The sequence below is a fragment of the Burkholderia theae genome, from assembly GCF_048565265.1.
GTDB classification, from domain to species: domain Bacteria; phylum Pseudomonadota; class Gammaproteobacteria; order Burkholderiales; family Burkholderiaceae; genus Burkholderia; species Burkholderia theae.
On sequence record NZ_CP183461.1, the window covers coordinates 2,144,551 to 2,165,712 of the forward strand.

The following is a 21,162-nucleotide window of genomic DNA, read 5'->3' on the forward strand; positions in this document are numbered from 1 at the left end:
TTCACCAGATTAGACGCCGGCGTACCGGCCGGGACCGGTTAGCGCCCGTGTTCGGAAATCGTGTGGTCTTCGTGTGGTTCAGCGGACGCGCCGTCGAGCGGCATCGCGCCGGACAGGTGTTCCGCGGAGGCGATTTCGGCGATGGCGGCACGCAACGCGTCAAGACCCTGACCGGTGCGTGCGCTCAAAAAGACGCGCGAAATATTACCATACTCGTCCCGCTCAACCGCGTCGCCGCGGGCCGCCAGCTCAGGCACGGCGTCGATCTTGTTGAAGACCAGCACCTGCCGGATCGTGTCCGCGCCGATCTCGTGCAACACGCCGTTGACCTGCTCGATCTGTTCGAGCCGCACTGCACTCGACGCATCGACCACGTGCAGCAGCAGATCCGCGTGGATCGTTTCCTCGAGGGTCGCGCGGAACGCAGCGACGAGCTGGTGAGGCAGTTCACGGATGAACCCGACGGTATCCGACACGACGATCTGGCCGACCTCGTCGCCAAGGTACACGCGCCGCGACGTCGTATCGAGCGTCGCGAACAGCTGGTCGGCCGCATATGCCTGCGCCTTCGTCAACGCATTGAACAGCGTCGACTTGCCCGCGTTCGTATAACCGACGAGCGACACCGACATCGTGCCGCTGCGCGCGCGCTGCCGGCGTTGCGTGCTGTGTTGCCGGCGCAGCCGGTCGAGCCGCGACTTCAGCATCTTGATCCGCTCGCCGATCAGTCGGCGGTCGGTTTCGAGCTGGGTTTCGCCAGGACCGCGCAGGCCAATACCGCCCTTTTGCCGCTCGAGGTGGGTCCACGCGCGAATGAGCCGCGTCGACAGGTATTGAAGCTGCGCGAGCTCGACCTGCAGCTTGCCTTCGTGGCTGCGGGCACGCTGCGCGAAGATGTCGAGGATGAGGCTCGTACGATCGATCACACGCCTGTTAAGTGCCCGCTCCAGATTGCGTTGCTGGGCCGGCGCCAGTGCGTGGTTGAAGATGACGAGTTCGGCGTTGTGCGCGTCGCAGGCAAGCCGCAGTTCTTCGGCTTTGCCGCTGCCGATGAACATCGCGGCATCGGGACTGGAGCGACGACCCGTGAGGGTGACGGCGGGATGGGCCCCCGCGCTGGAGGCGAGAAGACTGAGTTCTTCGAGACTGGCTTCGAAATCGGTCTTGCCGAAATCGATGCCGACGAGCGCTGCGTTGATCAAATTATCAGGTGTCAAGATAAGGCGGCTGGCATCGGTCGCTCGCGGCGACCGGATGCCGGCCGCTGCGATAGGTTAGGACGTAGCTTCCGCGTCCGGGTGGAAATTCACCGGGCGCGCCGGCACGACCGTCGAGATGGCGTGCTTGTAAACCATCTGGGTCACTGTATTACGGAGCAACACGACGTACTGGTCGAACGATTCAATGTTCCCTTGGAGCTTGATGCCATTGACGAGGTAGATCGAAACGGGAACGTGCTCTTTGCGCAGTGCGTTCAAAAACGGGTCTTGTAACAATTGCCCTTTGTTGCTCATGGCGTACTCCATCTTTTTTTGCAGGTTGATCTGGATTGGCGGCGAAGAAAAAGAGATCCGGCGCCAATCGCTACACTATAGCCGATTTTGCCTGCCCCGCCCGGGGCGTAGGCCTTGCGGCCTATCCCTTGCGGGGCGTGCTTCAGCCCTTGTCCGCGTACGGGTTGTTCGACGAACGGAACTCTATGCGCAATGGAGTCCCGATCAGTGAGAAAGTTTCGCGGAACCGGTTTTCCAGGTAGCGCTTGTACGTTTCCGTCACCGCGTCGAGCGCGTTACCGTGGATGACGATGATCGGCGGATTCTGGCCGCCCTGGTGCGCGTAGCGCAGCTTCGGACGCACCGGGCCGCGACGGCGCGGCTGCTGGAACTCGACAGCCTCGATCAGCGCGCGCGTGAGCTTCGGCGTCGGCAGCTTCGCCATCGCCGCCGCATACGCATCGTCGACCGAGCGCATCAGCGTGCCGATGCCCGTCTTCTTCGTGGCCGAAATGAAGTGCGATTTCGCGAAGTCGAGGAATTTCAGCTTGCGGGTCAAATCCGCTTTCGCACGATCGCGCGCGTGGTCGTCGAGCCCGTCCCACTTGTTGACGCCGATCACGAGCGCGCGGCCCTGCTCGACGACGAAGCCGGCGATGTGCGCGTCCTGGTCGGAGATGTCCTGCTGCGCATCCAGCAGAAGAATGACGACGTTCGCATCCGAGATCGACTGCAGCGTCTTCACGACCGAGAACTTCTCGATCGCTTCGAACACCTTGCCGCGGCGCCGCAGGCCGGCCGTGTCGATCAACGTATATTTCTTGCCGTTACGCTCGAAGTCGACGTAGATCGAATCGCGCGTCGTGCCCGGCATGTCGAACGCGATCACGCGGTCCTCGCCGATCAGCGCGTTCACGAGCGTCGACTTGCCGACGTTCGGACGGCCGACGATCGCGATCTTGATGCCGCGCGACGGGTCGTTCTCGTCCTCTTCCGCCGGACGGTCCGCGTACGCGACCTCCAGCGCCTCGTTGATCATGTCGGTCACGCCGTCGCCGTGCGCGGCCGAGATCGCGCGCGGGTCGCCGAGCCCGAGTTCGTAGAACTCGGATGCAACCGACGTGTACTTCATCCCCTCGGCCTTGTTGACGACCAGGAAGATCGGCCGGCCGGTCTTGCGCAGGTAGTCGGCGATCGACTTGTCCTGCGGCGCGAGCCCGTTGCGGCCGTCGACAATGAACACGACGACGTCGGCTTCCTCGACGGCCTGGCGCGTCTGGCGCGCCATCTCGTGCAGGATGCCGTCCTTAGCGACGGGCTCGAAGCCGCCCGTATCGACGACCAGGTACGGCCGCTCGCCCGTCCGCCCCTCGCCGTAATGGCGATCGCGCGTCAGGCCCGGCAAGTCGGCGACCAGCGCATCGCGCGAACGCGTGAGCCGGTTGAACAGCGTGGATTTCCCCACATTGGGGCGCCCAACGAGGGCAATGACCGGTTTCATCTGTGTTTTCTACGGTGAAGCGCAGCAGCGGGAGGCCCGCTGCTGCGGGCGGCTGCGCTGAATGAAAATATCACGAATTCGCGCAGCGCCGGATGCGCGCGCCGGGCGCACGTTGCGCGCCGTCGTCTTTCGTCTCGAACTGCCTTTCAAATACCGAGCGGCCGGGAACACCGGCCGCCTTCAAATCGCACGGCCCGGGCGCGCGGGACAAGCCCGCCGCGCCACGGCCGCGCAGGTTTCCTGCTCGTCAGCGCGGACGGAACCCGTACAGGCCGCCGTCCTTCGTCTGCACGACGAGCGTATTGCCCGCGAGGACCGGCGCCGCCGTGATCGCGCTGCCGTCGGTCTTCATCCGGGCGATGAAGCTGCCGTCTTCGCGCGACAGGAAATGCACGAAGCCCTGGTAATCGCCCATCACGACCGCATGCCCGAGCAGGTACGGCACGCCGACGTCACGGCTCTTCAGCTTGTCGTTGCGCCAGAGCTGGTTGCCGGAGGCCGCGTCGTACGCCGTCACGACCGACCAGTCGTCGCCGCCGGCGACAACCGAATCGTCCTGCGCAAGACCGCTGCGGCTCGAGAACGCCTTTTCCCACAGCGGGCGGCCCGAGTTCGCATCGAAGCAGCCGAGCTGACCCTGGAACGTCACCGCGCAGGCTTCCGCGCCCACGAGTGTCGGCGGGCCGCTGACGTCGTTGATGCGCTCGACCTCGGTCACCCCTTTCGGGAACGACACGGGCGTTTGCCAGAACGGGTCGCCCGACTGCAGGTTGATCGCGACGAGGCCACCGCCGGGGAAGCCCGCCAGCACCGCCGCGTCGCCCGCGAACGTCATGCCGGCCGACACGCGCAGGTTCAGCGGTACCGCGCGGTTGCGGTAGTTCCACTTCTGCTCGCCCGTCTGCGCGTTGAACGCGATCACCTGGCCGTCGATCGTGCGGACAACCACGAGGCCGTTGCCGACGAGCGGCGGCGAGAAGATCTCGCCCTGCACGCTGGTCTTCCACAGTTGCTTGCCGTCCGGGCCCAGCACGAACACGCCGCCCTTCAGCGCGCCAACCGCGGTCAGGTTGCCGTCGCTGCCGACACCGGCCGACAGGTCGGAGTCGACCTTCGAGCGCCAGACCGTCTGGCCCGTCTTCGCGTCGATCTTCTCGACCGAACCGTTTTCGCCCGCCGCATAGACGGCGTCGCCCACGGCCACCGGCGAGAACAGGTAGCGCCCGCCCTTGCCGACGCTCGCCTTCCAGACCTGTTGCACGTCCATGACGGGCTTGAACTCGGTGAGCGGCGTCGGCACGCGGCGCGCGTCCTTCGACGACGAGCAGGCCGCCAATGCGAGGACAGCCGCCGCGCAGGCGACGGGCACAGCGTAACGTTTCAGCAAATTCATCGGTTAGCGAAGCAGAGTTAAGAGGTTGAGGGGACCGGGGTTCAGCCGCCGAGTGCGTCCAGCTTGAACTGTACGAGCTGGCGTGCAGACTGGTCGTCCTTCGACAGGCCGTCGAGCGCGAGCTTGTAAGCGGCGCGCGCATCGTCGGTCTTGCCTTGCGCGGCAAGCAGATCGCCGCGGCGATCGGCCACGAGGCCCTTGAATGCATCGACCGGCGTACCCGACAGCAGCGTGAGGCCCGCGTCGTACGCCTTCTCGTCGAGCAGCAGCGATGCGAGACGGAGCTTCGCGATCTGCTTGTACTCGTCGTCCTTGGCGTGATCGACGGCCCATTGCAGCTGCGCCTTCGCGCCTGCCGCGTCGCCTGCCGCGTACAGCACCTTCGCGGCGGAGAGCGCCGTCATCTGCGCATACGGCGTGCTGCTGAACTTGTCTTCCATGTCGGCAGCCGCGCGCGCCATCGTCGCCTTGTCGTTGGCGGCGGCGGCCTTCTGGACCTGCTCGTACAGCCCGGACGCCTCGGCAGCCTGACGCCGCTGCCAGTAGTTCCAGCCGTTGAAACCGGCCGCAACGACGAGCGCCGCGAGCACGATCCACGTGGTGAGGTTGCCCCAGCGGGCCCACCACGCCTTCAGACTTTCAATCGATTCTTGTTCGTCGTGATAACTCATCGGCGAGCGTTTCCTTCCTGTTCAGGCTTTTCTTGTCGAGCGGATGTCAGCGCGATCAGTCGTCGCCGTCTTCGGCGGATGCAACCATCGCATTGATTAGGAATTCGGTCAAGCTTTCGACCGGTACGGTCTGCTGAACGTTCTTTTCCCCTTCTTCGCCCGCACCGCGCAGCGCTTTCACGCCCACCGTGCCGTTCGCGACCTCTTCTTCGCCGAAGATCACCGCGAACGCGGCGCCGCTTGCGTCGGCCCGCTTCATCTGCGACTTGAAGCTTGCCGTCGCACCGTCGGCGCTGCAGTGGAAGATCACGTCGAGGCCCGTGTCGCGCAGGCGCTCGGCGGCGATGAACGCCTGTTCGCGCGCGGTCTCGCCCTGGTGCACGACGTACACGTCGACACCTTCCTGCTCGGGCGCGAGATCCTCTTCCTTCAGCAATTCGAGGATACGCTCGATGCCCATCGCCCAGCCGCACGCGGCGGTCGGCTTGCCGCCGAGCTGCTCGATCAGCGGATCGTAGCGGCCGCCGGCCGCGACCGTACCCTGCGCGCCGAGCTTGTCGGTCACCCACTCGAACACGGTCAGGTTGTAATAGTCGAGGCCGCGCACGAGGCGCGGGTTGATCTTGAACGGAATGTTGTTCGCGAGCAGCAGGCGCTGCAGCCCGTCGAAGTGCGCACGCGATTCGTCGCCGAGGAAGTCGATCAGCTTCGGCGCGTTCTGCGCGATCTCCTGCAGCGCGGGATTCTTCGTGTCGAGCACGCGCAGCGGGTTCGTATACAGGCGGCGCTTCGCATCCTCGTCGAGCACGTCGGCAAACTGCTCGAGGTACTTGATCAGTTCGACGCGGTGCGCGGCGCGCTCTTCGGCGAGGCCGAGCGAGTTGATCTCGAGCTTGATGCCGGTCAGGCCGAGGTCGTCCCACAGGCGCTGGCACATCATGATGATCTCGGCATCCGCATCGGGACCCGCGAAACCGAGTGCCTCGACACCGACCTGGTGGAACTGGCGATAGCGGCCGCGCTGCGGGCGCTCGTGGCGGAACATCGGGCCGATGTACCACAGGCGCTTCGGGCCGTCGTACAGCATGTTGTGCTCGATCGACGCACGCACGACGGCCGCGGTGTTCTCCGGGCGCATCGTCAGGTTCTCGCCGTTCAGCGCGTCGGTGAAGCTGTACATCTCCTTCTCGACGATGTCCGTGACTTCGCCGATGCCGCGCGTGAAGAGCTGCGTATGTTCGACGATCGGCGTGCGGATGTTCTGATAGCCGTAGGCGCGCAGCAGCGATTTCACCGTGGCTTCGAAGAACTCCCAAAGACCGGCATCCTGCGGAAGGATGTCGTTCATGCCCTTGACGCCGGCGAGCTTCTCGATCTTGCGTTTCTGTTCAGTCATCGTGTGTATGGACGAATTAATTCAGGGCCTCGGTGCGGCCGTAATTGCGTGCGACGTAGTCGCTGACGATCTGCTGGAATTCCTCGGCGATCCGCTCGCCGCGCAGCGTCTTGACCTTCTCGCCGTCGATGAAGACGGGCGCGGCCGGGTTCTCGCCCGAACCCGGCAGGCTGATGCCGATGTTCGCGTGCTTCGATTCGCCCGGGCCGTTGACGATGCAGCCCATCACCGCGACGTTCATCTTCTCGACGCCCGGATACTCCTTGCGCCACGCGGGCATCTGCTCGCGCAGGTAGGTCTGGATCTGCATCGCGAGTTCCTGGAACAGCGTGCTCGTCGTACGGCCGCAGCCCGGGCACGCGATCACCATCGGCGCGAACGAGCGCAGGCCCATCGTCTGCAGGATTTCCTGGCCGACGATCACCTCGCCCGTGCGCGACGCGCCCGGTTCCGGCGTCAGCGAGATGCGGATCGTGTCGCCGATCCCTTCCTGCAGCAGCACGCCGAGCGCGGCCGTCGATGCGACGATGCCCTTCGAGCCCATGCCGGCCTCGGTCAGCCCGAGGTGCAGCGCGAAGCCGCAGCGGCGGCCGAGTTCGCGGTAGACGGCGATCAGGTCCTGCACGCCGCTGACCTTGCACGACAGGATGATGCGGTCGCGGCCGAGGCCCAGTTCGACCGCGCGCTCGGCCGAGCCGATCGCCGACTGGATCAGCGCCTCGTACATCACGCTCTGCGCGTCCCACGGCTGCGACCGCGCGCCGTTTTCGTCCATCATGCGCGCGAGCAGATCCTGGTCGAGGCTGCCCCAGTTCACGCCGATCCGCACGGGCTTGTCGTACTTGGCCGCGGCTTCGATCATCTGCGCGAACTGCGTATCGCGCTTCGCGCCCTGACCGACGTTGCCGGGATTGATCCGGTACTTCGACAGCGACTCCGCGCAGCCCGGGAAATCGCGCAGCAGCAGATGGCCGTTGTAGTGGAAATCGCCGACGAGCGGCACGGTCACGCCCATCCGGTCGAGCTGCTCGCGGACCGCCGGCACGGCGGCCGCGGCCTCAGGCGTGTTGACCGTGATGCGCACCAGTTCGGAGCCCGCATTCGCGAGTTCCTTGATCTGGATCGCCGTGCCGATCGCGTCGGCCGTATCGGTATTCGTCATCGACTGCACGCGCACCGGCGCGGTGCCGCCAATCGTCACGAGCTGTCCGCCCCAGCGGACATCCACCGCATGCGACACGCGGCGCGGCTGATGCCCGCCGAACACCGGCTCGGTTGAACAAATCTGACTGCTGCGTGGGGATTGGGCTTCGGATTGCATCGATAGATCCATTTACGCGGAATGCGCCGCAACGCAGCGCATGAATTGAAAAAGCGCCGTGCCCTCGCGGCCTGCCGATATCGACGACAGGCCTTCGCCACGGCGCTTGACGTCAGGGCAACGTGAACCGCGCCACATTACCCCGCGCTGCCGAATATTTTGCCGGATCGACAGGTTTTCCGTCGAACGCGACCGCGTCGAGGCCTGCCTTGTTGCCGATCGTGACCTTGAACGGCCCGTCGCCGGCGACCTGCTTCGTCTCGCCGGCCCGCACCAGCGCCGAGAACAGCTCCTTGCCGTTCTTGTCGCGCACGCTGAACCAGCAATCCTGCTTGACCTTCAGTTCGACCATCGACTGACCTGCCGCGACCACGACGCTCGCCGGCTCGGCCGGCGTGGCGGCGCTCGCCGGCTCGGCCGGCGTGGCGGCGCTCGCCGCCGTCGTTGCCACGACGGGCTGCGACGCAGGCGCCGTCACGGCCGGTGCCGCGGGCGCCGGGACAGCAGATGCAATCGCCTGCACGGCGCCTGCGGACGTCGAAGCCGGGGCCGGAACCTCATTGGCGACCACCGCCGACGCGCCGCTCGCGGCCGCATCTTCAACGGACGACGAGGACGCAGCCGGCGCGCTCGCGGCCGACGCATGCTCCGTGTCACCGCCCTTGAAGCGCGCGAGCAGGCTCGACGAATCGCCGCCAGTGTGCCACATCAGTACGGCAACCACCGCGACGACGACGATCGCCGTTCCCCACAGCCACGGGTGGTGACGCGACGAGCCGCCCAGCGGAATCGACACGCGGCCGCGCGGCAGATCCGTCCCGGACGACGCAGGCATCGACAGGTCGACTTCCGGCACCCCGCGCTCACGGCGCAACGCCTGCGCGAACGGTTCCGGGTCGACGCCGAGCATCTTCGCGTAGCTGCGCACGACACCGAGCGCGAACGTCACACCCGGCAAATGGCTGATGTCGCCAGCCTCGAGCGCTCGGAGCTTCTGCGGTGCGACCTTGAGTCGCGCCGACACGTCGTCGACCGTCCAGCCCTTCGTCTCCCGAAGCTGCGCCAGCCGGCTGCCGACCGCCGCCAGCGATTCCAGTCCCGCCGGTGCCGGCTTCGCGGCATTCGTCTCTGCGCCGTTAGACGGCTGCGGCTCACTCATCCTTGTCCTCGCGTCGATTCTTCTTCACTGGCGGCCGCCGCCGGCTTCCACCGGCCGGCACCCGCAACTGTCCATACCATGCGCGGCGCCGTGGCGCCGCGACCGATCGCTGTTCGCGTGTTGTACTGCCAAAAGGTTCGGACATCCCCGGACAGGCATCCCCGACTAGGCGTCCCCGACTAGGCGTCCCCGTCAAATTGCCCGAACTTCGATGATTTTTGCTGCTGCGCCCGTTCGTTCCGCGAGGCGCGTGCGGTCCTTCACCGCGCCGGCCAGCTGGCCGCACGCGGCATCGATATCGTCGCCGCGCGTCTTGCGCACGGTCGTGACGACACCCGCGTCGATGAGGATCTGTGCAAAGCGCTTGATCTGCTCCGACTTCGAGCGGAGGAGGCCCGATTCCGGAAACGGATTGAACGGAATCAGATTGAACTTGCACGGCACGTCACGCGTGACGGCCAGCAATTCGCGTGCATGCGCTTCGGTGTCGTTGACGCCGTCCAGCATGCAGTACTCAAAAGTAATGAAGTCACGCGGCGCGACTTTCAGATAGCGCTGGCACGCAGCCATCAGCTCGCGGAGCGGGTACTTCTTGTTGAGCGGCACCAGCTCGTCGCGCAGCGCATCGTTCGGCGCGTGCAGCGAAACGGCCAGCGCGACCGGCAACTCGGCGCCGAGGCGGTCCATCATCGGCACCACGCCGGACGTCGACAGCGTGACGCGGCGGCGCGACAGGCCGTACGCGTTGTCGTCGAGCATCAACCGCATCGCGGGCACGACCGCGCTGTAATTCAGGAGCGGCTCGCCCATGCCCATCATCACCACGTTGGTGACGACCCGTTCGGCCTTGCCGTTCGGGCCGGGCGCGCGGCCCAGCGACGCTCGCAATGCAAATTCGGCCATCCGTAGCTGGCCGATGATTTCGGCTGTCGACAGGTTGCGGGAGAAACCCTGCTTGCCCGTCGAGCAGAAGCGGCAGTTGACCGCGCACCCGGCCTGCGACGACACGCACAGCGTGCCGCGCGTCTCTTCCGGGATGAACACGGTTTCGACCGCATTGCCGTTTCCGACGTCGATCAGCCACTTGCGCGTGCCGTCGGTGGAAACGTGATCGCTGGCGATATCCGGCATCACGATCGACGCGCGGCCCTTGAGTTTTTCTCTCAGGGACTTCGCGAGATCGGTCATGCCGTCGAAATCGCCGGCGTTGTATTGGTGGATCCAGCGCTGCAACTGCTTGGCGCGGAACGGCTTCTCGCCCAGGCTGCCGCAGTACGCGACAAGACCCTCGGCATCGAAGTCGAGAAGATTGACGGAAGTTTCGCTCGTCATGATGTGCTGCCTTGCCGCGTGCGCTGAATCCTGCCTACTTGCTGTCAGCCAGGGCTTAACGCGAGTAAACGTTCATTTCCGGGAAGAAGAACGCGACTTCGACGGCAGCCGTTTCCGCTGCGTCCGAGCCGTGCACGGCGTTCGCGTCGATGCTGTCTGCGAAGTCGGCGCGGATCGTGCCCTGTTCCGCCTTCTTCGGATCCGTTGCGCCCATCAGGTCGCGGTTCTTCAGGATCGCGCCTTCACCTTCCAGAACCTGGATCATCACCGGGCCCGAGATCATGAAATCGACGAGGTCCTTGAAGAACGGACGCGCTGCGTGAACCGCGTAGAACTTCTCTGCGTCAGCACGCGACAGGTGTGCCATGCGCGATGCGACGATCTTCAGGCCGGCGCCTTCGAAACGGCTGTAGATCTGGCCGATCACGTTCTTTGCCACAGCGTCCGGCTTGATGATCGACAGGGTGCGCTCGATTGCCATAAAAACTCCAAAAAATTAAGAAGTTACAGGTTCAAATGAATCCGCTATTGTAGCACGATCCCGTGTATCATTGCGATTGAACCCTTACACATGTGAAAGATTCCGAATCCATATGTTTTGCGCCGTGCAGCCATTGAAACCTCCCGGCGCGGAACGTATCTTAGCCATAGCTGCTCCGGTTTGCTGCGCCGCACACCGCGCGCGCCGAACCGGCCCCGGACGCCCATGCGTTCAATGTTAGGAGAAACCATGAACGACTATCCGTACAATTTCGGCCGTGGCGGTTCCGTCAGCACCGCCGAGGTTCGCAACCGCGTGCTGCGGAACACGTACTGGCTGCTCGCGCTGTCGATGGTGCCGACCGTGCTGGGCGCCTGGGTCGGCGTCGCGACGGGCTTCTCGCTGTTCGCGGCCACGAGCCCGATGATGAGCCTGCTCGCGTTCTTCGCGATCGCGTTCGGCTTCATGTTCGCGATCGAGCGGACGAAAAACAGCGCGGCCGGCGTGTTCGTGCTGCTCGGCTTCACGTTCTTCATGGGCCTGATGCTGTCGCGGCTGCTGAGCTTCATCCTCGGCTTCTCGAACGGCCCGTCGCTGATCATGCTCGCGTTCGGTGGCACCGGCATCATCTTCGCCACGATGGCGACGATCGCCACCGTCAGCAAGCGTGATTTCTCGGGGCTCGGCAAGTGGCTGTTCATGGGCGTGATCGTGATCCTGCTCGCATCGGTCGCGAACATCTTCCTGCAACTGCCGGCGCTGATGCTCACCGTGTCGGTGCTCGCGATCGCGATCTTCTCCGCGTACATGCTGTTCGACGTCCAGCGTGTCGTGAACGGCGGCGAGACGAACTACATCTCGGCCACGCTTGCGATCTACCTCGACCTTTACAACGTGTTCACGAACCTGCTCGCGCTGCTCGGCATCTTCGGCGGCAACCGCAACTGACGTTCGCCACGCACCATGAAAAAACCGGCCTTCAGGCCGGTTTTTTTACGTCCACCGCCCGGCTCAGTCGCGCTCGAACAATGCGATCGATTCGACGTGCGACGTATTCGGGAACATGTTCACGACACCGGCGCCCTTCAGCCGGTAGCCGGCCTCGTGCACGAGCAGGCCCGCGTCGCGCGCGAGCGTCGACGGGTTGCACGACACGTAGACGATGCGCTTCGGCAGCGGGCCTTCACCGCTCTGCGCGATCTCGGCCAGTGCCTTCGACACCGCGAGCGCGCCTTCGCGCGGCGGGTCGATCAAGTACTTGTCGAATGCGCCGAGCGCGCGGAGGTCGTCGCCCGTCACTTCGAACAGGTTCCGGCACGCGAACGTCGTGTGCCCGTCCACACCATTCTCACGCGCGTTCGCCAGCGCACGCGTCGTCAGCGTGTCGCTGCCCTCGATGCCCATCACTTCGCGCGACAGGCGCGCGAGCGGCAGCGTGAAGTTGCCGATCCCGCAGAACAGGTCGAGCACGCGGTCGTCGCGCGACGGCGCGAGCAGGCGCAGCGCGCGGCCCACCAGCACGCGGTTGATCTGATGGTTGACCTGCGTGAAGTCGGTCGGCTTGAACGGCATGCGGATGCCGAATTCCGGCAGCGTGTAGTCGAGCGGCACGTCCAGCGGATAGAACGGCGTCACCGTATCGGGGCCCTTCGGCTGCAGCCAGAACTGCACCTTGTGCTCGTCCGCGAACGCGCGCAGCAATGCTTCGTCGTCCGCGTTGATCGGCTCCAGCACGCGCAGCACGAGCGCCGTGACCTCCGAGCCGACCGCCAGCTCGATCTGCGGCATCCGATCGCGGATCGACAGCCCCTCGACGAGCCGGCGCAGCGGCACGAGCATCGCCGACACATGCGGCGGCAGCACTTCGCAGCTCGTCATGTCGGCCACGTAGCTGCTCTTCTTCTCGTGGAACCCGACCAGCACGCCGCCCTTCTTCACCACGTTGCGCACGGTCAGGCGCGCACGGTAGCGATAGCCCCACGACGGGCCGTGGATCGGCGCGAACATCGTTTCCGCGCGCAGCTTCGCCAGGTGCCACAGGTTGTCTTCGAGCACACGCTGCTTGACCGCCACCTGCGCGCGCATATCGAGATGCTGCATCGAGCAGCCGCCGCAGGTACCGAAGAACTTGCATTTCGGCTGGGTGCGCATCACGCTCGGGCGCAGAATATCGACAACCGTCGCCTGCTCGTAGCTCGGCTTGCGGCGGTAGCTCGAATAGGTCACGCGCTCGCCCGGCAGCGCACCCTCGACGAAGATGACCTTGCCCGGCTCGCCGTCCTCGGTGATCGTGCGGCCGACACCGCGCGCTTCCATGTCGAGCGATTCGATCTCGAGAACCGGGGCGATCCCGGGCGCGACGGGCGCATTTTTCGATTTGCGCGCAGAAGTGGGGACGGCTTCGGACACCAGCTTTTCCTGACAAACGTTGAAGAAGGCGAGATTGTAGACGACGAAGGCCCGCATCGGCCGCTTTGCATGGGGCAAGCGTCGACACTTAAGCATAGACGGCCCTGCATCGCGCCGGAACGGCCAGGCAGGCGGCTCGGGCAGGCCCGCGGCCGGCGGGGCGCAGCGCCAATCGGGAGCGGTGCGCGGCCCGGTATCCGCGCGGCAGGAGATTCGACCATGCGACTGATCGACTGGAACATCCAATGGGGCCGGGACGCGGACGGCGTCGTCGACCTCTCGCGCACCGTCGCGGCGATCCGCCGGCTCGGCGATTTCGACGTGCTGTGCCTGCAGGAAGTCACACGCGGCTTCGGCGCGCTGCCCGGCCGGCCCGGCCCCGACCAGTTCGCCGAACTCGCGGCGCTGCTGCCCGGCTACACGATCGTCGAAGCCATCGGCGCCGACCTGCCGGCCATCGAACCCGGCGCACCACGTCGCCAGTTCGGCAATGCGATCGCAACCCGGCTGCCGGTCGGGCGCGTGCTGCGCCTGTTGCTGCCGTGGCCGGCCGATGCCGACGCGCCGTCGATGCCGCGCGTCGCGCTCGACGTCGAGTTGCAGGCACCGTTCGGCCCGCTGCGCGTGATCACCACGCATCTGGAATATTATTCGGCGCGCCAACGGCTGGCGCAGGTCGACGCACTGCGCGACCGGCATCGCGAAGCCTGCACGCACGCGGAACAACCGGCGCCCGCCGAAACCGCCGAGGGGCCGTTCAGCGCGACCGGCCAGCCGCGCGACGCAATCGTCTGCGGCGACTTCAACAGCGCGTTCGGCAGCGACGCATATCGGCGCTTCCTGGAACCGATCGCCGACGCCCCGTGCTTCGTCGACGCATGGGCCGCGCGGCATCCCGGCAGCCCGCCGCCGCCGACGGCGGGCGTCTACGATACGGTGCAATGGTCGGAGGGGCCGCTGGCGTGCGACTTCGTGTTCGTGACCGACACGCTGCTGCCGCGCGTCACGCGGTGCGAGATCGACGGTGATACGCGCGCATCGGACCACCAGCCGGTGCTGCTCGAACTCGCTTGATCGCGCGGGCCGCATGCGGCGGCGCCGCCCGCCCGCACTATGCGTCGAAGCCGGCCAGGTATTCGGCCCAGTGCGACGCCGGTTCCAGCGCGAGCGCGTTCTTCACGAGCAGGATCTCGTCCGCATACTCGCTCGGCGTCAGGCCGCCGCGCATCAGCTGGAACCGGCAGTACAGCAGGTAGGTATTGACGACGTCGGTCTCGCAATAATTGCGGATCTCCTCGATCCGCCCTTCCCGGAACGCCGGCCACACCTGGCTGCCGTCCATCCCGAGCTTGCCCGGAAAGCCGCACAGCTTCGCGAGCGCGTCGAGCGGCGCGTTCGCGCGCGCCTGATACATCGCGAGCACGTCCATCAGGTCGGTGTGCCGCGAGTGATAGCGCGAGATGTAGTTGTTCCACTTGAATTCACGGTCGTCCTCGCCGAGATCCCAGTAGCGGGTCGCGGGAATGCCGTGCACGAGCGCGCGGTAATGGAGCACCGGCAGATCGAAGCCGCCGCCGTTCCACGACACGAGCTGCGGCGTGTATTTCTCGATCACGCGGTAGAACGACTGGATCAGCGTCGCTTCGTCGTCCTGCGGCGTGCCGAGCGAGCGCACGCGGAAACCGTTGTTGTCGCGGAACACGCATGAAATCGCCGCGATGCGCTGCAGGTGGTGCGGCAGGAAATCACCGCCGGTCTTCTCGCGGCGTGCGGCGAACGCATGTTCGGCCACCGCGGCATCGTTGAGCGTCGCGGGCAGGTCTTCCAGACGGCGAATGCCGTCGACATCGGGGATCGTCTCGATGTCAAAAACAAGAATCGGAGTCATCAGTTACAGAACGGCGTCCTTGCGCACGCCGTTGGAGGCAAAGAACCGCTTGAGGCGCACCAGCGCTTCCTGCTGGATCTGCCGCACGCGCTCGCGCGTGAGCCCCATCTCGTCGGCCAGCTCCTCGAGCGTCGCCGGTTCGATGTGGTTCAGACCGAAGCGGCGCTCGATCACGTGCCGATGCTTGTCGGACAGCCGCGACAGCCAGGCGCGCGTCAGTGTCTCGAGCTCGCGGTGCTGCACCTCGGCGTCGGGCGACTGGCTCTGGTCGTCGGGTAGCAGATCGAGCAGGCTGCTCGCGGGATCGAGATCGAGCGGCGCGTCGAGCGACGCCGTGTGCTCGTTCAGCGCGAGGATGTCGGTGACTTCCTCGGCGGTCTTGCCGGTGAGATAGGCGATGTCGTCGATGCTGGCTTCGCGGCGCTCGGCCGCCTCGCCCGTCGACATCGAATTCTTTTCAAGGTGACGCTTCGCGCGCAGCACCTGGTTCAGTTCGCGGATCACGTGCACGGGCAGGCGCACCGTGCGGGCCTGGTTCATGATCGCCCGCTCGATGCTCTGCCGGATCCACCAGGTCGCATAGGTCGAGAAGCGGAAACCGCGCGTCGGGTCGAATTTCTCGATCGCGTGCATCAGGCCGAGATTGCCCTCCTCGATCAGGTCGAGCAGCGGCACGCCGCGATTCAGATACCCCTTGGCGATACTGACGACGAGACGCAGGTTGCGCTCGATCATCACTTGCCGCGCCTCGAATTCGCCGGCCTTCGCGAGACGGGAATAGCGCTGCTCCTCCTCGACGGTCAGCAGCGGCTTCACGCTGATGCGGTTCAGGTAATGCTGGATCGTGTCGGCCGTGAGTTCGGCCTGCAGCAGCGTGCGGAAATCGTCGACCTCGGGCGATACTTCCGAGCGGCCTTCGCGCTCGTCGTCGCCACCGTCCGCCTCGACGTCGCGTGCCTCGAGGTCACGCTCGTTTTCCGCGACGTCGTCTTCGTCGTCCGTCGAAGCGCCAGCTCGCCCCACCGATGCTTGCGTGGCACGACTGATCTTCTCAGACTCGGCTTGCGGCTCGTGGCGCTTCGATTTCGGCATGGTCGTCTCGGTTATTGAGGCGGCAAATACTTCAGCGGATCGACAGGCTTACCCTGCCGGCGAACCTCGAAATGCAGCATCACGCGGTCGGCATCGCTATTACCCATCTCGGCGATCTTCTGCCCCTTCGTTACCGCGTCCCCCTCTTTTACCATCAAAGCGCGATTGTGTGCATACGCCGTGAGGTAAGTTGCATCGTGTTTGATGATAATGAGGTTGCCGTAGCCGCGCAGGCCGTTGCCCGAGTAGACGACGCGGCCGTCGGCCGCCGCCTTCACGGCTTCGCCGGCCGTGCCGCCGATGTTGACACCCTTGTTCTTCGCATCGTCGAACCCGTTCAGCACGGGGCCGCGCGCGGGCCACGCGAACGTCACGGGGCCGCTCGGGGCTGCCGCCGTGTCGCTCGATCCGGTGGCCGCGGCCGGCGGCGTCGCAAGCGTGGACGACGTGCCGGCAGCCGGCGTCGCGGGGCCGCTGCTCAGCGGCGCGGTTGCGACGCCTGCGCCCGTGATCGGCGCGGTAACCTGTGCGCCCGCAGCCGGTACGCCCGCAACCGCGGCGCCGCCCGGCGGCGCGACGCGCAGCAGCTGGTCGACTTCGATCTGGTTCGGGTTCGCCAGGTTGTTCCACGTGGCGATGTCGCGATAGTTCTGCCCGTTCTCGAGCGCAATCCGGTACAGCGTGTCGCCCGGCTTCACACGGTAGAAACCAGGAGGCGGCGGGCCGAGCGGCACCGCGGGCTGCGCGGTGCCGGACGTGCCGAGCGACCCGGAGCGGTCGACGACGGGCGCGTTGTCGAGCCGCGTCGCACACGCGGCCAGTAGGGTGGAGAACGCTGCCACACAGATCGCGCGCTGGGCGAGCGTGAGCGGTTCCCTGGATCGGTTGTTTTGCATCGCGCGCAACATACTCATCGGTTTCAAATCACTCCGGATTTTAAAGGGACAAAGAAAACGCGATCAAGCCGTGACTCTCGCCATTGCGCGTGCGCGACGCGCTCGACGAGGGTGAGCACCTGGTGCTGCCCGCTCTGCGCGCCGACCGGCGCGATGAGCCGCCCGCCGATCGCGAGCTGCTCGAGCAGCGCCTGCGGCACGTCGAGCCCCGCCGCCGCGATCACGATCGCGTCGAACGGGGCCGCGGACGGCAGACCGACACGCCCGTCGCCGTAGTGCAGACGGATGTTCGGCACGCGCAGCGGCCGCAGGTTCAGCTTCGCGCGCTCGTACAGCGGCTTGATGCGTTCAATCGAATACACGTCGCGTGCCACGTGGCTCAGCACGGCGGCCTGATAGCCGCAGCCCGTGCCGATCTCGAGGACGCGCTCGAGTGTGCGGCCGGCCATCGCGAGTTCGATCATGCGCGCGACGACCGACGGCTTTGAAATTGTCTGCTGGTGGCCGATCGGCAACGCGGAATCCTCGTAGGCCTGCGTCGCGAGCCCCGGATCCACGAACAGGTGGCGCGGCACCGCGGCCATCGCCTCCAGCACGCGCGCGTCGCTCACGCCGTTCGCGCGCAGCCGTTCGACCATCCGCTCGCGCACACGTTCCGACGTGAGCGCGAACGCGCCGGCCGGCGCGACGCTCGGCGCCGCCGGCTTCGGCAGCGCGGGCTTGAGTACGGTCGGCTTCGGCGCGGTCGCGGGCTTCGCGGCGGCGGGACCGGGCAGCGTCGTTCGCACGGCGGCCGGCTTCACCGCAACCGGTTTCAGCACGGTCGCGGGCTTGTCGGCGGCCTTCGGCTTCGCGGCTGCCGCATGGCGATCGCCGGCCCGACCTTCCGACTTGCGTGGCGCTCGTTTGAGATCCTCGAGCGCGAGCGGGAACCGCTTCGCGCGCTCGCCGCTCATGAAGCCCGCCCTCCGGCGCGCGCCCATTCGCGCGTCGCGGGCAACATCTGCGTATGCGTGAGGTCGAGCTGCAGCGGCGTGATCGACACGAAACCGTTTGCGACGGCGTGGAAATCGGTGCCTTCGCTCGCGTCCAGCGCCGCGCCCGCCGCACCGATCCAGTAGACCGGCTCGCCGCGCGGGTCGGTCTGGCGAATCACCGGCTGCGACGGATGACGCTTGCCGAGGCGCGTGACCTTCCAGCCTTTCAGTTCGTCGTACGGCAGGTTCGGAATATTGACGTTCAGCAGCGGCTGGCCCGGCAGCGGATGCGCGAGCGTGTGCTCGACGATTTCCGCGGCGACGCGCGCGGCGTCCGCCAGATGGGCCCAGCCCTTGTCGGCCAGCGAGAATGCGATGGCCGGAACGCCGAACATGATGCCTTCGGTGGCCGCTGCAACTGTCCCCGAATAGAGCGTGTCTTCGCCCATGTTCTGGCCGTTGTTGATCCCCGACACAACGAGATCCGGCTTCGCGTCGGTCATCCCCGTCAACGCGACGTGCACCGAATCGGTCGGCGTGCCGTTCACGTAGAAGAAACCCGTACCCGTCGCGCGCTGCACCGACAGCGGCCGCGACAACGTCAGGGAATTCGACGCGCCGCTGCAGTTCTGCTCGGGCGCGATCACCGTGAGTTCGGCCAGCGGCCGCAGCGCTTCGCTGAGCGCGGCGAGACCGGGGGCAAGATAGCCGTCGTCGTTGCTGAGTAGGATTCGCATCCGGCGATTGTAACCGAGGAAAGATGGCGCGAGAGCGACAGTCCGGCGGCCGCGGATGGACGGCGCACGCATCCGCGCACGGTGCGCCGCCGCATTGCGCGGCGGCGTTCTGCGCTCAGATCGCGCCCGCGTCGCGCAGTGCGGCAATCGCCTGCGCGTCGTAGCCGAGGCCGCGCAGCACCTCGTCCGTATGTTCGCCGAGCTCGGGCCCGAGCCAGCGCGTTTCGCCCGGCGTGTCCGACAGCTTCGGCGTGATGTTCGGCAGCGGAATATCGGTGCCGTCGGCCAGCTTGAAGCGCTGGATCATCTGACGCGCGACGAACTGCGGATCGGTGAACATGTCGGCGGCACTGTAGATACGCCCGGCCGGCACGTCGGCCGCGTTGAGCACGACGAGCGCATCGTCGATCGTGCGCGGCGCGAGCCACGCGGCGATCGCGTCGTCGATCTCCTGCGTGCGCGGCACGCGTCCGTCGTTTCGCGCGAGCGCGGGATCGTCGGCGAGGTCGTCGCGCTCGATCGCCTTCATCAAGCGCTTGAAGATCGGGTCGCTGTTGCCGCCGATCACGATGCTGCCGTCGCGGCACGCATAGGTATTCGACGGCACGATGCCCGGAAGCGACGCGCCGGTGCGCTCGCGCACCATCCCGTACACGCCGTATTCGGGCACCACGCTTTCCATCATGTTGAATACGGCTTCATACAGCGCAACGTCGACCACCTGCCCCGCGCCGCCATTGACCTTGCGGTGATGGAGCGCCATCAGCGCGCCGATCACACCGTGCAGCGCGGCGATCGAATCGCCGATCGAGATGCCGATGCGCGGCGGCGGCAGATCGGGATAGCCGGTGATGTGGCGCAGCCCGCCCATCGATTCGGCGATCGCGCCGAAGCCGGGCCGGTCGCGGTACGGGCCCGTCTGCCCGTAGCCGGACAGGCGCACCATCACGAGGCCCGGGTTGTCGGCCGACAGCACGTCGTAGCCGAGCCCGAGCTTTTCGAGCAGGCCCGGACGGAAATTCTCGATCACGATGTCGGCCTCGCCCGCGAGCTGTCGCGCGATCGCCTTGCCGGCTTCGGATTTCAGGTTGAGCGTGACCGATTTCTTGTTGCGCGCCTGAACGGACCACCACAGCGACGTGCCGCCCTGCTCCGGGTGGAGCTTGCGCCACTTGCGCAGCGGGTCGCCACCGTTCGGATCCTCGATCTTGATCACTTCCGCGCCGAATTCGGCGAACAGCCGCGACGCGAACGGCCCCGCGATCAGCGTTCCGAATTCGAGCACTTTGACGCCCGCGAGCGGGCCCTGGCTGGTGCTCATGTGTCTCCCTGGCATGAGGAACGGCGCCGCCCGCGGGCGGCGCCCGGCTTACATCGTGCGGCGGTCGAGCATCGCGCGGGCGATGGTGCCCGCGTCGACGTATTCGAGCTCGCCGCCCACCGGCACACCGCGCGCGAGGCGGGTGACCGCGAGCCCGCGCGCCTTCAGCGTCTGGCCGAGGTAGTGCGCGGTGGCTTCGCCCTCGTTCGTGAAGTTGGTCGCGAGCACGACTTCCTTGACGATGCCGTCGGACGCGCGCCGCACGAGGCGGTCGAAATGGATTTCCTTCGGGCCGATCCCGTCGAGCGGGCTCAGCCGCCCCATCAGCACGAAATACAGCCCGCGGTAAGTCATCGTCTGCTCGAGCATGATCTGGTCGGCAGGCGTCTCGACGACGCACAGCAGCGTCGGATCACGCTCCTCGTCGCTGCAGACCTCGCAGATCTGCGCTTCGGTGAAGGTGTTGCACTTCTCGCAGTGCTGCAGGTGCTCGGTCGCGAACAGCAGCGACCGGCCGAGCCGCTCCGCGCCCTCCCGATCGTGCTGCATCAGGTGAACCGCCATGCGCTGCGCGGATTTCGGCCCGACGCCGGGCAGCACGCGCAACGCTTCGACGAGAGCGGACAGGGCGGACGGCTGTTTCATACGGCGGCAAAAAGTGGCACGGACGCTGCGCTCAGAACGGCAGCTTGAAGCCCGGGGGCAACGGCAGACCCGACGTCATGCCGCTCATCTTTTCCTGCGACGTCGCTTCGGCCTTGCGCACGGCGTCGTTGAACGCAGCCGCGACGAGATCCTCGAGCATGTCCTTGTCGTCCGCGAGCAGGCTCGGATCGATCGACACGCGACGCACTTCGTTGCGGCACGTCATCGTCACCTTGACGAGGCCGGCACCCGACTGGCCTTCGACTTCGATCAGCGCAAGCTGCTCCTGCATCTTCTTCATGTTTTCCTGCATTTGCTGCGCTTGCTTCATCAGTCCGGCGAGGTTGCCTTTCAACATGGGAATACTCCTTCTTGATCGTGTGAAAACCGGCACGCGGCGCGTGCCGGCCAATGTGTGGGCGTGATTGTGCCTGTCGGGGCGCGGTCAGT

At 66.2% G+C, this 21,162-nt stretch carries 21 protein-coding genes; 2 read left to right on the forward strand and 19 right to left on the reverse strand.

Going from position 1 to position 21,162, the window contains the following annotated elements:
* Positions 1-38: 38 nt before the first annotated feature.
* The 10 genes from hflX to ndk all read right to left on the reverse strand — a co-directional run bounded on the left by hflX (position 39) and on the right by ndk (position 10,747).
* Positions 39-1,202, reverse strand: coding sequence for a GTPase HflX (hflX, locus tag ACN22W_RS10120; protein ID WP_193099478.1), 1,164 nt, complete (start codon positions 1,200-1,202; stop codon positions 39-41).
* A 72-nt stretch (positions 1,203-1,274) separates the two neighbouring features.
* Positions 1,275-1,514 (reverse strand): RNA chaperone Hfq, encoded by a 240-nt coding sequence (hfq, locus tag ACN22W_RS10125; RefSeq protein WP_047901242.1) that lies wholly within the window; start codon positions 1,512-1,514, stop codon positions 1,275-1,277.
* Between the two features lie 142 nt (positions 1,515-1,656).
* The gene (der, locus tag ACN22W_RS10130) at positions 1,657-2,994 is read right to left on the reverse strand and encodes a ribosome biogenesis GTPase Der (protein WP_048246912.1); all 1,338 of its coding nucleotides are present in this window, start codon (positions 2,992-2,994) and stop codon (positions 1,657-1,659) included.
* A gap of 247 nt (positions 2,995-3,241) precedes the next feature.
* A complete protein-coding gene (gene bamB / locus ACN22W_RS10135) occupies positions 3,242-4,387 on the reverse strand; it encodes an outer membrane protein assembly factor BamB (protein ID WP_129512273.1) in 1,146 nt (381 codons plus the stop codon).
* A gap of 41 nt (positions 4,388-4,428) precedes the next feature.
* Positions 4,429-5,058 (reverse strand): tetratricopeptide repeat protein, encoded by a 630-nt coding sequence (locus tag ACN22W_RS10140; RefSeq protein ID WP_193098504.1) that lies wholly within the window; start codon positions 5,056-5,058, stop codon positions 4,429-4,431.
* Between the two features lie 55 nt (positions 5,059-5,113).
* Positions 5,114-6,454 (reverse strand): histidine--tRNA ligase, encoded by a 1,341-nt coding sequence (gene hisS, locus ACN22W_RS10145; RefSeq protein ID WP_129512275.1) that lies wholly within the window; start codon positions 6,452-6,454, stop codon positions 5,114-5,116.
* Between the two features lie 16 nt (positions 6,455-6,470).
* The gene (gene ispG, locus ACN22W_RS10150; RefSeq protein WP_419683977.1) at positions 6,471-7,775 is read right to left on the reverse strand and encodes a flavodoxin-dependent (E)-4-hydroxy-3-methylbut-2-enyl-diphosphate synthase; all 1,305 of its coding nucleotides are present in this window, start codon (positions 7,773-7,775) and stop codon (positions 6,471-6,473) included.
* Positions 7,776-7,887: 112 nt separating this feature from the next.
* Positions 7,888-8,934, reverse strand: coding sequence for a helix-turn-helix domain-containing protein (locus ACN22W_RS10155; protein ID WP_419683979.1), 1,047 nt, complete (start codon positions 8,932-8,934; stop codon positions 7,888-7,890).
* Between the two features lie 192 nt (positions 8,935-9,126).
* Positions 9,127-10,266, reverse strand: a complete 1,140-nt coding sequence (rlmN, locus tag ACN22W_RS10160; RefSeq protein ID WP_193098506.1) for a 23S rRNA (adenine(2503)-C(2))-methyltransferase RlmN — start codon at positions 10,264-10,266, stop codon at positions 9,127-9,129.
* Between the two features lie 55 nt (positions 10,267-10,321).
* Positions 10,322-10,747 (reverse strand): nucleoside-diphosphate kinase, encoded by a 426-nt coding sequence (gene ndk, locus ACN22W_RS10165; RefSeq protein WP_047900843.1) that lies wholly within the window; start codon positions 10,745-10,747, stop codon positions 10,322-10,324.
* 249 nt (positions 10,748-10,996) lie between these two features.
* Between ndk and ACN22W_RS10170 the strand changes: the two genes are divergently transcribed.
* Positions 10,997-11,695, forward strand: coding sequence for a Bax inhibitor-1/YccA family protein (locus ACN22W_RS10170; protein WP_006484459.1), 699 nt, complete (start codon positions 10,997-10,999; stop codon positions 11,693-11,695).
* 63 nt (positions 11,696-11,758) lie between these two features.
* Here ACN22W_RS10170 and rlmD read toward each other — a convergent pair whose 3' ends face one another.
* Positions 11,759-13,213 carry a 23S rRNA (uracil(1939)-C(5))-methyltransferase RlmD gene (gene rlmD / locus ACN22W_RS10175; RefSeq protein ID WP_419683983.1) on the reverse strand — a complete coding sequence of 485 codons (1,455 nt, stop codon included), beginning with the start codon at positions 13,211-13,213 and terminating at the stop codon, positions 11,759-11,761.
* A 162-nt stretch (positions 13,214-13,375) separates the two neighbouring features.
* Here rlmD and ACN22W_RS10180 point away from each other — a divergent pair, with 162 nt between their 5' ends.
* Positions 13,376-14,230 carry an endonuclease/exonuclease/phosphatase family protein gene (locus tag ACN22W_RS10180; RefSeq protein WP_419683985.1) on the forward strand — a complete coding sequence of 285 codons (855 nt, stop codon included), beginning with the start codon at positions 13,376-13,378 and terminating at the stop codon, positions 14,228-14,230.
* 37 nt (positions 14,231-14,267) lie between these two features.
* Here the strand turns inward: ACN22W_RS10180 and ACN22W_RS10185 are convergent, their stop codons facing one another.
* From ACN22W_RS10185 to ACN22W_RS10220, 8 genes are all read right to left on the reverse strand, one after another.
* Positions 14,268-15,044: a 3'-5' exonuclease gene (locus tag ACN22W_RS10185; RefSeq protein WP_419683987.1), complete on the reverse strand. Its 777-nt coding sequence runs from the start codon at positions 15,042-15,044 to the stop codon at positions 14,268-14,270.
* A gap of 3 nt (positions 15,045-15,047) precedes the next feature.
* Complete coding sequence (gene rpoS / locus ACN22W_RS10190) at positions 15,048-16,136, reverse strand: RNA polymerase sigma factor RpoS (RefSeq protein ID WP_129512281.1); 1,089 nt, start codon at positions 16,134-16,136, stop codon at positions 15,048-15,050.
* Between the two features lie 11 nt (positions 16,137-16,147).
* Entirely contained in the window at positions 16,148-17,050 is a 903-nt protein-coding gene (locus tag ACN22W_RS10195) for a peptidoglycan DD-metalloendopeptidase family protein (RefSeq protein ID WP_419683989.1), read from the reverse strand.
* 5 nt (positions 17,051-17,055) lie between these two features.
* Positions 17,056-17,988 (reverse strand): protein-L-isoaspartate(D-aspartate) O-methyltransferase, encoded by a 933-nt coding sequence (locus ACN22W_RS10200; RefSeq protein ID WP_419683991.1) that lies wholly within the window; start codon positions 17,986-17,988, stop codon positions 17,056-17,058.
* Entirely contained in the window at positions 17,985-18,746 is a 762-nt protein-coding gene (surE, locus tag ACN22W_RS10205) for a 5'/3'-nucleotidase SurE (protein ID WP_343492257.1), read from the reverse strand. Before surE ends, ACN22W_RS10200 begins: the two co-directional genes overlap by 4 nt.
* A gap of 115 nt (positions 18,747-18,861) precedes the next feature.
* On the reverse strand, positions 18,862-20,067 hold the full coding sequence (locus tag ACN22W_RS10210; protein ID WP_343492256.1) for a CaiB/BaiF CoA transferase family protein: 1,206 nt from the start codon (positions 20,065-20,067) through the stop codon (positions 18,862-18,864).
* Positions 20,068-20,115: 48 nt separating this feature from the next.
* Complete coding sequence (recR, locus tag ACN22W_RS10215) at positions 20,116-20,712, reverse strand: recombination mediator RecR (protein ID WP_034181272.1); 597 nt, start codon at positions 20,710-20,712, stop codon at positions 20,116-20,118.
* A gap of 31 nt (positions 20,713-20,743) precedes the next feature.
* Positions 20,744-21,070, reverse strand: coding sequence for a YbaB/EbfC family nucleoid-associated protein (locus tag ACN22W_RS10220; protein ID WP_006482124.1), 327 nt, complete (start codon positions 21,068-21,070; stop codon positions 20,744-20,746).
* Positions 21,071-21,162: the final 92 nt, after the last annotated feature.

Bases quoted from the DNA above. Each gene is read 5' to 3' on its own strand.
- hisS (WP_129512275.1), bottom strand. From the start codon at position 6,454: ATGACTGAACAGAAACGCAAGATCGAGAAGCTCGCCGGCGTCAAGGGC.
- rpoS (WP_129512281.1), bottom strand. From the start codon at position 16,136: ATGCCGAAATCGAAGCGCCACGAGCCGCAAGCCGAGTCTGAGAAGATC.
- hfq (WP_047901242.1), bottom strand. From the start codon at position 1,514: ATGAGCAACAAAGGGCAATTGTTACAAGACCCGTTTTTGAACGCACTG.
- bamB (WP_129512273.1), bottom strand. From the start codon at position 4,387: ATGAATTTGCTGAAACGTTACGCTGTGCCCGTCGCCTGCGCGGCGGCT.
- surE (WP_343492257.1), bottom strand. From the start codon at position 18,746: ATGCGAATCCTACTCAGCAACGACGACGGCTATCTTGCCCCCGGTCTC.
- ACN22W_RS10210 (WP_343492256.1), bottom strand. From the start codon at position 20,067: ATGAGCACCAGCCAGGGCCCGCTCGCGGGCGTCAAAGTGCTCGAATTC.
- ACN22W_RS10195 (WP_419683989.1), bottom strand. From the start codon at position 17,050: ATGAGTATGTTGCGCGCGATGCAAAACAACCGATCCAGGGAACCGCTC.
- ACN22W_RS10155 (WP_419683979.1), bottom strand. From the start codon at position 8,934: ATGAGTGAGCCGCAGCCGTCTAACGGCGCAGAGACGAATGCCGCGAAG.
- ACN22W_RS10200 (WP_419683991.1), bottom strand. From the start codon at position 17,988: ATGAGCGGCGAGCGCGCGAAGCGGTTCCCGCTCGCGCTCGAGGATCTC.
- ACN22W_RS10140 (WP_193098504.1), bottom strand. From the start codon at position 5,058: ATGAGTTATCACGACGAACAAGAATCGATTGAAAGTCTGAAGGCGTGG.
- ACN22W_RS10220 (WP_006482124.1), bottom strand. From the start codon at position 21,070: ATGTTGAAAGGCAACCTCGCCGGACTGATGAAGCAAGCGCAGCAAATG.
- ndk (WP_047900843.1), bottom strand. From the start codon at position 10,747: ATGGCAATCGAGCGCACCCTGTCGATCATCAAGCCGGACGCTGTGGCA.
- ACN22W_RS10180 (WP_419683985.1), top strand. From the start codon at position 13,376: ATGCGACTGATCGACTGGAACATCCAATGGGGCCGGGACGCGGACGGC.
- rlmN (WP_193098506.1), bottom strand. From the start codon at position 10,266: ATGACGAGCGAAACTTCCGTCAATCTTCTCGACTTCGATGCCGAGGGT.
- ACN22W_RS10185 (WP_419683987.1), bottom strand. From the start codon at position 15,044: ATGACTCCGATTCTTGTTTTTGACATCGAGACGATCCCCGATGTCGAC.
- ACN22W_RS10170 (WP_006484459.1), top strand. From the start codon at position 10,997: ATGAACGACTATCCGTACAATTTCGGCCGTGGCGGTTCCGTCAGCACC.
- rlmD (WP_419683983.1), bottom strand. From the start codon at position 13,213: ATGCGGGCCTTCGTCGTCTACAATCTCGCCTTCTTCAACGTTTGTCAG.
- ispG (WP_419683977.1), bottom strand. From the start codon at position 7,775: ATGCAATCCGAAGCCCAATCCCCACGCAGCAGTCAGATTTGTTCAACC.
- der (WP_048246912.1), bottom strand. From the start codon at position 2,994: ATGAAACCGGTCATTGCCCTCGTTGGGCGCCCCAATGTGGGGAAATCC.
- recR (WP_034181272.1), bottom strand. From the start codon at position 20,712: ATGAAACAGCCGTCCGCCCTGTCCGCTCTCGTCGAAGCGTTGCGCGTG.